Annotated in this window: 7 protein-coding genes and 1 riboswitch; of the genes, 5 read left to right on the top strand and 2 right to left on the bottom strand. The window is 58.5% G+C overall.

What is annotated here, in order from left to right; all coding sequences use genetic code 11:
- Positions 1-12: 12 nt before the first annotated feature.
- Positions 13-1,017, bottom strand: a complete 1,005-nt coding sequence (locus RDL77_RS21875) for an LLM class flavin-dependent oxidoreductase (RefSeq protein WP_288194697.1) — start codon at positions 1,015-1,017, stop codon at positions 13-15.
- Between the two features lie 450 nt (positions 1,018-1,467).
- Here RDL77_RS21875 and RDL77_RS21880 point away from each other — a divergent pair, with 450 nt between their 5' ends.
- The 4 genes from RDL77_RS21880 (at position 1,468) to gcvP (ending at position 7,138) form a co-directional block, all read left to right on the top strand.
- Positions 1,468-2,475 (top strand): adenylate/guanylate cyclase domain-containing protein, encoded by a 1,008-nt coding sequence (locus tag RDL77_RS21880; RefSeq protein WP_288194698.1) that lies wholly within the window; start codon positions 1,468-1,470, stop codon positions 2,473-2,475.
- Positions 2,476-2,604: 129 nt separating this feature from the next.
- Positions 2,605-2,701, top strand: a riboswitch (glycine riboswitch).
- Between the two features lie 150 nt (positions 2,702-2,851).
- On the top strand, positions 2,852-3,955 hold the full coding sequence (gene gcvT, locus RDL77_RS21885; protein ID WP_288194699.1) for a glycine cleavage system aminomethyltransferase GcvT: 1,104 nt from the start codon (positions 2,852-2,854) through the stop codon (positions 3,953-3,955).
- 5 nt (positions 3,956-3,960) lie between these two features.
- Complete coding sequence (gene gcvH, locus RDL77_RS21890) at positions 3,961-4,329, top strand: glycine cleavage system protein GcvH (RefSeq protein WP_288194700.1); 369 nt, start codon at positions 3,961-3,963, stop codon at positions 4,327-4,329.
- A gap of 10 nt (positions 4,330-4,339) precedes the next feature.
- Positions 4,340-7,138 (top strand): aminomethyl-transferring glycine dehydrogenase, encoded by a 2,799-nt coding sequence (gene gcvP / locus RDL77_RS21895; protein WP_288194701.1) that lies wholly within the window; start codon positions 4,340-4,342, stop codon positions 7,136-7,138.
- A gap of 40 nt (positions 7,139-7,178) precedes the next feature.
- Here the strand turns inward: gcvP and RDL77_RS21900 are convergent, their stop codons facing one another.
- Positions 7,179-8,243, bottom strand: coding sequence for a nucleotidyltransferase domain-containing protein (locus tag RDL77_RS21900; RefSeq protein ID WP_288194702.1), 1,065 nt, complete (start codon positions 8,241-8,243; stop codon positions 7,179-7,181).
- Positions 8,244-8,510: 267 nt separating this feature from the next.
- Between RDL77_RS21900 and RDL77_RS21905 the strand changes: the two genes are divergently transcribed.
- Complete coding sequence (locus tag RDL77_RS21905) at positions 8,511-9,806, top strand: amidohydrolase family protein (protein WP_288194703.1); 1,296 nt, start codon at positions 8,511-8,513, stop codon at positions 9,804-9,806.
- Positions 9,807-9,953: the final 147 nt, after the last annotated feature.

Raw genomic sequence — 9,953 nt, forward strand, 5'->3', positions numbered from 1 at the left:
CAATCTCCTTGATCATGCGGCAGCGGCGAATTGCGCCTGAGCCAGAAGTTCGATGGATCTGAGGCGCTTCGCAGCGTCATTGATGGGGGTGTCGATGATGAATTCGCCGATACCGTAGCGGTCATGCAGCCAGTCGAGCCGGTCTGAAACCGTGCGGGCCGCGCCGCGCAGGACATTGGGCGTCTTCTTCTCGATCCTGTAATTGGCAGCACCTGCCTGGCGTGCGTATTCTTCTGCCTGTTCCTCGCTGCCGACGGTGACGCTCTGGCCATCGTCCACATGCACCTTGAAATGCTGGATATTGCCGGCCAGCCGGTCAGCCTCCGCATCCGTCTCGGCCGCCACGATCCCCACGGCAAGGAGAGGCGCGCGGCCGGGCGCTGCCTTCCGGTACGCCTCCAGTGTCTGCTGCAGGATCGTTTCGTCGCCGTTGAGGTGGCTGGCGAAGACAAAATCCCAACCCTGGGAGGCGGCAAGCAGCGCGCTGTCGACACTGGCGCCAAGCAGGAAGCGGTTGGCAGCGACGGCAGGACGCGGTGTTGCCTGAACGCCGGCAAGCGAGTCATCCGCGGGCAGCCCTTTGTCGAGAAAGGCGCTGAGCTGCGCGAGCTGGGCGGAAAAATCCTGCTTCTGCGTCCGCGGGACAACGCCCTGCAGGGCGCGCGTCGAAAACGGCAGTCCGCCTGGAGCCTTGCCCACGCCGAGATCGACGCGGCCGGGCCCCAGTGCAGCCAGGACATTGAAATTTTCGGCCACCTTGTATGGGCTGTAGTGCTGCAGCATGACCCCGCCGGAGCCCACGCGGATACGCGCCGTATTGGCCAGCAGGAAGGCGATCAGCACTTCCGGCGACGAGCTTGCCAATGTCGGCGCATCGTGGTGTTCGGCCACCCAGAACCGGTGGAAGCCCCACTGTTCCGCCTGGCGGGCCAGCGCGACTGTCCGCTTCAGCGCTGTGCTGGCCGTTTCGCCATCGTGGATCGGACTTTTATCGAGCAAACTCAGTGCGTAGCCCATGTCAGGGTATAGCCTCCATGTGATTGAAGCCACGCGTCGCCAGAGGCAGCGCGGACTCCGTTTTCAGAGGCAGTCAGATTTTATCGGATTTCGAGACCCGTCAAAGAACGCTTTGCTAAAAATCAGCGGGCAAACTGTATTAATATTCCTCTCGCTGACGGCGTGGATTAACCTGGTGGCTTGGATGCAGGGTACGAGGTTTATCGCTGATCTCTTGTTCAGCGATGGTCATTTTCCAACAATCTGGAGCCTTAAATTGACCGCATCCGATGGACAATTTGCACGGCAGTGAGTCTGATGGGATGATCCTTGGTGTAATTCTCCAGTTGGATATTGCGAGATCGCAGATATCTGTTGGTTGGATAATATCGTTCGGCGCATAAATGAAATCACGGAGGGACGCGGCCTTGAAGCCGGCCCTGAAGGTTTGAAATGGATCGGAACGGGAATATGCGCAGAAATTCAGTGGGATTGTGGGTATTCCTTCTCAGCGCAGTCGCGGCAAGCGGCTATCTCTACAGTTGGCTGGTCTATAGGCAGGGATATTTTTTAGGGGCCGTGTTTGCCCTTTCCATCTGTGTGCCGATCCTGGCGTTCGAACGCGGCCTCATCTTTCCGAAATTGCGTGCCTGGATCAACACATTGCCGACTGCGGGGTTTCTCGTCGCCGCATTGATAGCCGATTATGTGCTGATCAGCATCGGCAATGCAGTTTGTGGGATAACGCTGTGGAGCTTCGGCTGGATTGACGGTCCTTTCTGGCGCGCGGCAACGCTGTCACCGCAGGTGCTGCTCTACACACTTGCCGTCCTGACCATCATGATTTTCATCCTGCGGGTGCGCGATCTTCTCGGCCGCGACATTTTTGCCAGCCTTCTGATGAGCCGGTACCGCCAGCCTGTGGCCGAAGAGCGGGTGTTTCTTTTCATCGATCTTGTCGGGTCGACCTCGTTTGCTGAAGAACATGGCGATCTGCGGGCGCAGCAGTTTCTTGGCGCGCTCTTTGCCGCCTTTGCTGAACCTGTCCGGCGTCACGGCGGAGCCATTGACGATTATGTCGGGGATGCGGCCATCATCACATGGCCCATTGAGCGCGGCATCAAGGATGCAAGTTGCGCCCGCTGTGTCTTCGATATTCTGGACAGTATCGAAAAGAATGCAAATCAATGGCTTGAGCGATTCGGAAGGGTGCCCCGCCTGCGTGCGGCCCTGCATGGCGGCCCGATCATCACGGCTGAGATCGGGGTGGATCATCACAAGATCACCTATTTCGGCGATACGGTGAACACCACGGCGCGGCTGGAAAGCCTCTGCCGCACATTGGCCACGCCGGTTTTGATCTCCAGCGAATTGGCGCAGAGGATGAGTTTCTCCAATGAAATCAAGGCAAATTACCTTGGAATGCATGGCGTCAAGGGCAGGGGGCAGGCGCTCGGAGTGATGGCCCTGACCCGCTGACGTCGGGCGCTCCCTGTCGAAGTATCCTCATTCAGACAATTTCTGTCCACAAAGCGGCAAATCGGCCATTTGCACGATGACAGGCAGAGGCCGTTGCGCTATGGTCCAGCCTGTCGAGGGCTTCGGCCCTGTCAGTTTGCGGGAGAGTGTCGTGCATGGAAATGTGCAGGCCACCGAAGGGGAAATCGCCCGAAATCTCTCAGGTACCAGGAACCGCAAACCGGGAAGGCAACTCTGGAAAGTCGGGGGAAACTCCGCGCCGAAGGTGTAAGTTCAGTCAGGGGTCCTGATTGAGCGAGTCTCTCAGGCTTCCGACAGAGGGGCAAAGAAATGTTCCGTCGTGTGGCGGAGGTCTTTGCACGTCTCTGGAGTAAAAATGGGCACTGAAGATAATCTGAAACAATTGCCGCTTGACGATCTGCACAAGGCCGCCAATGCGCGCTTTGGCGGTTTTGCCGGCTGGTCGATGCCGATCACCTATCCGCTCGGTGTGATGAAGGAACATCTTCACACGCGCGAGAAGGCCGGGCTTTTCGACATTTCGCATATGCAGCTCTTTGATGTCGCCGGGCCACAGGCCGCGGCACTGCTGTCACGCGCATGCCCGCTGGATGCGTCTGCGCTTCAGGCGGGTCAGTCGAAATACACCTTCTTTCTCGATGACAAGGCAGGCATTCTCGATGACCTGATCGTCACCCGTCTCGGGGATGAGCATTTCATGGTCGTTGCCAATGCCGGAAATGCCACGGCTGACGAAGCGCATCTGCGCGGCGTTGCCAAGGATTTCGACTGCACGATCGACGCGCTGGATCGTGTGTTCCTGGCCATCCAGGGGCCGCAGGCCGTGAATGTGTTGCGGGATGCCGATATTGCCGGGACGGATCTTGCTTTCATGAACGGATTTGAGCCGAAACCGGGCTGGTTCATGAGCCGCTCCGGCTATACCGGCGAGGACGGTTTTGAGATCGGCCTGCCGGAAGCCGATGCCCGTGTGCTTGTCGAAAAGCTTTTCGCCGACGAGCGTGTCGCCTGGATCGGGCTTGCTGCCCGCGATAGTCTGCGCCTTGAAGCGGGTCTGTGCCTGCACGGCCATGACATAACGCCGGATTATGATCCGGTGGACGCCGGACTGCTCTGGGCCATTGCCAAGCCGGTGCGCGAGACAGCGGGCTTTATCGGCGCTGCAGCGCTTCTCGCCAAGATCGCAACAGGATCGGCCAAGAAGCGCGTCGGCCTGAAGCCCGATGGCCGGCAGCCGGTGCGCACCGATGCCGAACTCTTTGATGCCGATGGCAACAAGGTTGGATTGGTCACGTCGGGCGGTTTCGGACCGTCGGCAGGTTTTCCCGTTGCCATGGGGTACGTCAGCAAAGAGCTGTCCGCGCTGGGCTCCAAGGTTTTCGCCGAGGTGCGGGGCAACCGCGTCCCGGTCGATATTCATTCACTTCCCTTCACTCCACATCGCTACCACAAAGGATAATTGAGATGGCAGCCACATACTTTACCGAAGATCACGAATGGGTCCGCGTCGAGAATGACGTTGCGACGGTTGGCATTACCGATCACGCGCAGGATCAGCTCGGCGATCTGGTTTTTGTCCAGTTGCCGGATGTCGGTCAGTCCTTGTCCAAAGGCGATGCCACGGTTGTCGTTGAATCCGTCAAGGCGGCATCGGACGTCTATGCGCCGCTGGACGGTGAAGTGACGGAAGTGAACGAAGCAACCGCAAGCGATCCGTCGCTGGTCAACTCGGCCGCCGCAAGCGACGGCTGGCTATGGAAGATGAAGCTGTCCAATCCGGATCAGCTGACCGGCCTTCTCGACGAGGCAGGCTACAAAGCAATCATTGGCTGAAGGCATGATGATGAAAGATACCATATTCCCGTTCGCTGACCGCCATATCGGTCCGAGCACACAAGGCTCCCGCGCCATGCTGGCGGCTCTTGGCATTCCGTCGCTGGAAACTTTGATTGCGCAGGCCGTGCCAAAATCCATCCGGCTTGAACGGCCACTCGACATTCCTGCGGCCGTCAATGAGTCGGAAGCTTTGGCCGAGCTTGCCGCCAAGATGAGCCAGAACAAGACCCACAAGAGCTTTATCGGTCAGGGTTATCACGGCACCCACGTGCCCGCGGTTATCCTACGCAATCTGTTTGAAAACCCGGCCTGGTATACCGCCTATACGCCGTATCAGTCGGAAATCAGCCAGGGCCGTCTTGAACTGCTGTTCCACTTCCAGACGCTGGTGACAGAGCTCACCGGTCTGCCCGTCGCATCCGCTTCGCTTCTGGATGAGGCGACGGCCGTTGCGGAAGCCGTCGGCATCGCCTATCGCCATCATCGCGAGAAGCGCATCCGCATCGTGATCGCCGGCGCCCTGCATCCGCAGACCGTCGATGTGGTCAAGACCCGCGCCGAGCCGCTGGGCATGACCGTGGATGAAGGCGAGATCGATGCCAGCGTTGCAGCGATCATCGTTCCATGGCCGGACACATTCGGTGTCTATGGTGACCATGCTTCCGTCATTCAGGCCGCCAAGGGCGCTGGTGCGCTGGTAATCGCCGTGGCCGATCCACTGGCCCTGACAATCACCGCCCCGCCTGCCAAGGCCGGTGTCGATATTGCTGCCGGTTCCATGCAGCGCTTCGGTGTGCCGATCGGTTATGGTGGCCCGCACGCCGCCTATCTCGCCGTCAGCGAAACGCTGACCCGGCTTATACCTGGCCGTCTGGTTGGTCAGTCCGTCGACAGCAAGGGGCGTGCCGGCTATCGCCTTGCCCTGCAGACGCGCGAGCAGCATATCCGCCGCGACAAGGCGACATCAAACATCTGTACCGCGCAGGCACTACTGGCCAATATGGCGGTGTCCTATGCCATCTGGCATGGTCCGCAGGGGCTTCAGGCTATCGCCCGCCGTGTGCATGCCCAGGCGGCCCGTTTGGCCGCTGCGCTGACAGGGGCGGGCCTTTCCATCGCCGGATCGCATTTCTTCGATACGGTTACGGTCACTGTTCCCGGCAAAGCAGCCTCCATTGCTGCGGAGGCTGAAAAGGGCGGACGTCTGCTGCGCATTGTCGATCAGGACCGACTCGGCATCACCGTGGATGAAACGACATCGGAAGATGACCTGAAGGCACTCTCTGCACTTTTCGGTGCCGATCTGCCTGCGGAAGCAAAGGCAACATTGCCCGGCGAAAGGCAGGCCGAGGGTTTCATGACCCAGGCGGTTTTCCATCAGCAGCGCTCCGAAACCGAGATGATGCGTTTCCTGCGCCGTCTGGCGGACAAGGATCTGGCACTTGACCGCGCCATGATTCCGCTCGGCTCGTGCACGATGAAACTCAACGCGGCCGCTGAAATGCTGCCGGTCAGCTGGAACAGCGTTGCCAACGTGCATCCATTCGCTCCTGCCAGCCATGCGCTTGGCTACATGGCGATGACGGACGATCTGGAAGCCTGGTTGTCCGAGATCACCGGCTTCGATGCGGTTTCACTGCAGCCCAATGCCGGCAGCCAGGGTGAATATGCCGGTCTCCTGGCCATTCGCCGCTATCATCTGGATCGGGGCGATGCGCATCGGGATATCTGCCTCATCCCGGAATCGGCGCATGGCACCAATCCGGCCAGTGCCCATATGGCGGGCATGCGGGTGGTGGTCGTGGCATGTGAAGAGGCTGGCGATATCGATCTTGAGGACCTCAAGGCAAAAGCCGACCAGCACAGCGCCAATCTTGCGGCGCTGATGATCACCTACCCATCGACCCATGGTGTGTTCGAAGAAGGTGTCAAGGATATCTGCACGGTCATTCATCAGCATGGCGGCCAGGTCTATTTCGATGGCGCCAACCTGAATGCGCTGGTCGGGCTTGCCCGTCCCGGTGATATCGGTGCCGATGTCTGCCATATGAACCTGCACAAGACCTTCTGCATTCCCCATGGCGGCGGCGGGCCGGGTGTTGGTCCGATCGGCGTGAAGCAGCATCTTGCTCCATTCCTGCCCGGTCATGTGGCCAAGGGATCGCAGCACGCGGTTTCAGCGGCTCCATTCGGCAGCGCATCCATTCTTCCCATCACGTGGATGTATATCCGCATGATGGGCGGGGCGGGCCTCAAGCGTGCAACCGAGATGGCTATTCTCAACGCCAACTACATCGCGGAGCGGCTGAAGGGACACTATCCCGTGCTGTTCACAGGACAGAACGGCCGCGTGGCGCATGAGTGCATTCTCGATACCCGTGTGTTGAAGGATAGCGCCGGGATCAGCGTCGAAGATATCGCCAAGCGCCTCATCGATTACGGCTTCCACGCCCCGACCATGTCCTGGCCGATTGCCGGTACGCTGATGGTCGAGCCGACGGAATCGGAATCCAAGCGCGAGATCGACCGCTTTTGTGATGCAATGATCCTCATTGCCGGGGAAGCGGAGAAGGTTGCCAGTGGCATCTGGCCGCGTGACGACAACCCGCTCGTCAATGCACCGCACCCATCCGGTGATGTGCTGGCCGATGACTGGTCGCATCCTTACAGCCGTAGGGAAGCCAGCCTGCCGGCAGGCGAGAGCGAAGAGAACCCGAAATACTGGCCGCCGGTGTCACGTATCGACAACGTCGCCGGAGATCGCAATCTCGTCTGCGCTTGCCCGCCCATGCAGGCCTACAGCTAAAATAGAATGCCCCTTCCGGATCATCCGGGAGGGGCTTTTTTTACCAGTTCGGTGTCAAGCTCAGAGCTTCGCCGACATCACCATCGGGCGTCGGCTCAAGTTCCGGTGCCAGCTGCCGCAACGCCAGGGGGAGCGCCTGCAGGTCATTCGCCTCGAAGGACAGATGCGGCAGTCTTGCCCGGATCAGTCCGGCAACGGTTTTTGCCTGTAGTTCATCGCGTATACGTTTGGCGGCATCGCGGTCGCTGCGGCGCGACAACCACAGTTTGTGCAAGGCAAAGGCACGCGGATCGGGGCAGGCATAGTCCAGCGGATAGCCTTTTTCATCGATGACAACAGTCGAGATTTTCGGACTGTTGACCAGCCATGTCAGGCCTTCGATTTCGATTGCCTGCAGGTCCTCATCATCGGCGCTGAAGCGCACTTTCTCCCGCGTCGACATGCGGTCCTTTGGCGTTGGCTTGATCAGGTCAACGAGAAAGCCGTCGCGGTTGGCGGCGCGATACCCATTTCTCGCCAGCGGTGCAAACGAATGATCGATTTTTTGCAAGAGCCCGATCAAACCCTTGTGGGAAAAATCCTTGCTGATCAGCCGCAGGCTGAACCGGGAGTCGAACAACAGGTCGACATCCTGCGTCGATAAAAGCCCGCCGGCAATCTGGACACCAGCCATGCGTTCATAGGCAAAGAGCGCATTGGTTCCGACGACATCGACAGCCGTGCCGATCAATCCGGATTTTCCGAGCGCGCGGATGATGCGTGCAGTCAGAAGCGGCACCCGGCCCAAAGCCATGGCACGGTTGACGGGGGCGAGTTCATCCAGCCGCTTTGCCAGACGGGAAACGCGGGTCTTGGCGCTTTCACGCCCCATATGAAACTGCCCGAAGATCGCTTCCGTTTCGGCGGAGCGGGGTCCAAGGGATTTCCAGATGCCCTGTGTCTTCTTGTAGAGATAATCCTTGTCATTCGTGCTTTTCTTCCACGACATTGACCCGGAAAAACGCTGTTCATACTCCTTCAGACTGGTCCGGTAGACATCATAGGCCTGTTCCGTATCAATGAGCTGGCGTATTTGATCTGAAGATAATTCTCTGAATTTGCTCATTTTATCCCCAAATATTGCATTATTGGCAGTGGGAGGGATAATACACTGGTAAAACTAAATTAGGAAGTTGATATTCAAAGGATTATCCCTATTATATAATTAATCCATGAGAATGGGGATAATCCGTTGTCCTTCAATAACTAACGTGAGTTGACTGCGCCAGTGTCAATCGCAGTTTCCTGCAGTGCTGTTTGCCCGTTGCAGCTATCCGGCGTTTGCCTGTTAAAGTAGAGGCAGCGCAATCGGCAAAGCAGTCAAAGAGGTTCCATGTTCGATCTGAAAGTTACCAACGCAACCTTGCCTGACGGCCGTACAGGTCTTGATATCGGTGTGCAATCCGGCCGCATTGTTGCGGTCGGCGTCAATCTCGGCGGGGAGGCGGGGGAGACGATCGATGCCGGCGGTCTTCTGGTTTCGCCCCCCTTTGTCGATAGTCACTTTCATATGGATGCAACGCTGTCGCTCGGCCAGCCGCGCCTCAATGAAAGCGGGTTACTGCTCGATGGAATCCGGATATGGGGTGAATTGAAACCGCTTCTCACCCATGAAACTGTGATCGAGCGCGCCCTACGCTATTGCGATCTGGCGGTCGCACAGGGCCTGCTGGCGATCCGGACCCACGTGGATATCTGCGACGAGCGCCTGCTGGGTGTTGAAGCGCTGCTCGACGTCAAAAGACAGGTTGCACCCTATATCGACCTGCAACTGGTGGCTTTCCCGCAGGATGGTTACTACCGCTTTCCCGGCGCTGTCGACCTGCTCAAGCGGGCGCTTGATCTCGGCGTCGATGTGGTTGGCGGTATTCCGCATTTTGAGCGCACCATGGGCGATGGCGCCGCGAGCGTCAAAGCGCTCTGCGAGATTGCGGCGGATCGCGGCCTGATGGTCGATCTGCACTGTGACGAGACCGATGATCCGCTGTCACGGCATATCGAAACACTGGCCTATGAAACCCGGCGCCTTGGTCTTGGCGGCCGTTCGACGGGGTCGCATCTGACCTCGATGCATTCGATGGACAATTACTACGTCAGCAAGCTTTTACCGTTGATTGCAGAGGCCGGCGTGGCGGCGATTGCCAATCCGCTGATCAATATTGGCATCCAGGGTCGTCACGACACCTATCCGAAGCGTCGGGGCATGACCCGCGTGCCGGAACTTCTGGCCCATGGTGTTACCGTTGCCTTCGGCCATGATTGCGTGATGGACCCCTGGTATTCACTCGGCCAGGCTGACATGCTTGATGTTGCCAGCATGGGTCTGCATGTGGCGCAGATGACGAGCCGCAGCGCCATGCGCCAATGTTTTGCCGCGGTTACCACCGAGCCGGCCAAGATTCTCAATCTGGAAAATTACGGCCTCGAAGTCGGCTGCAAGGCGGACATGGTGCTGCTGCAGGCTGCCGATGCAATCGAAGCAATCCGCCTCAAGGCAACGCGGCTTGCCGTCATCAAGGCAGGCAAGGTCATCGCGCGCACGCCGAAACGGATCAGCACACTCGCTTTGGACCGGCGTCCCGCTATGGTTGATCCCGCAAGCTACGCGCCCTTCATTCACCAAGGATAATTTGAGTTCCATAAGATACGTTATGCGATTTTGATGTGTAGCCGCAAAGTTAAAATGTCCTGTTTCTGCAAAGTAGAAACGTCGCTGTGTCACCTTCTCGTTGATTGCAACGAGATTTGGGATGCGGATTTTGGGACTGATTTTAAT

Source organism: uncultured Phyllobacterium sp. (genome assembly GCF_902479695.1).
In the GTDB taxonomy this organism is placed as follows: domain Bacteria; phylum Pseudomonadota; class Alphaproteobacteria; order Rhizobiales; family Rhizobiaceae; genus Phyllobacterium; species Phyllobacterium calauticae.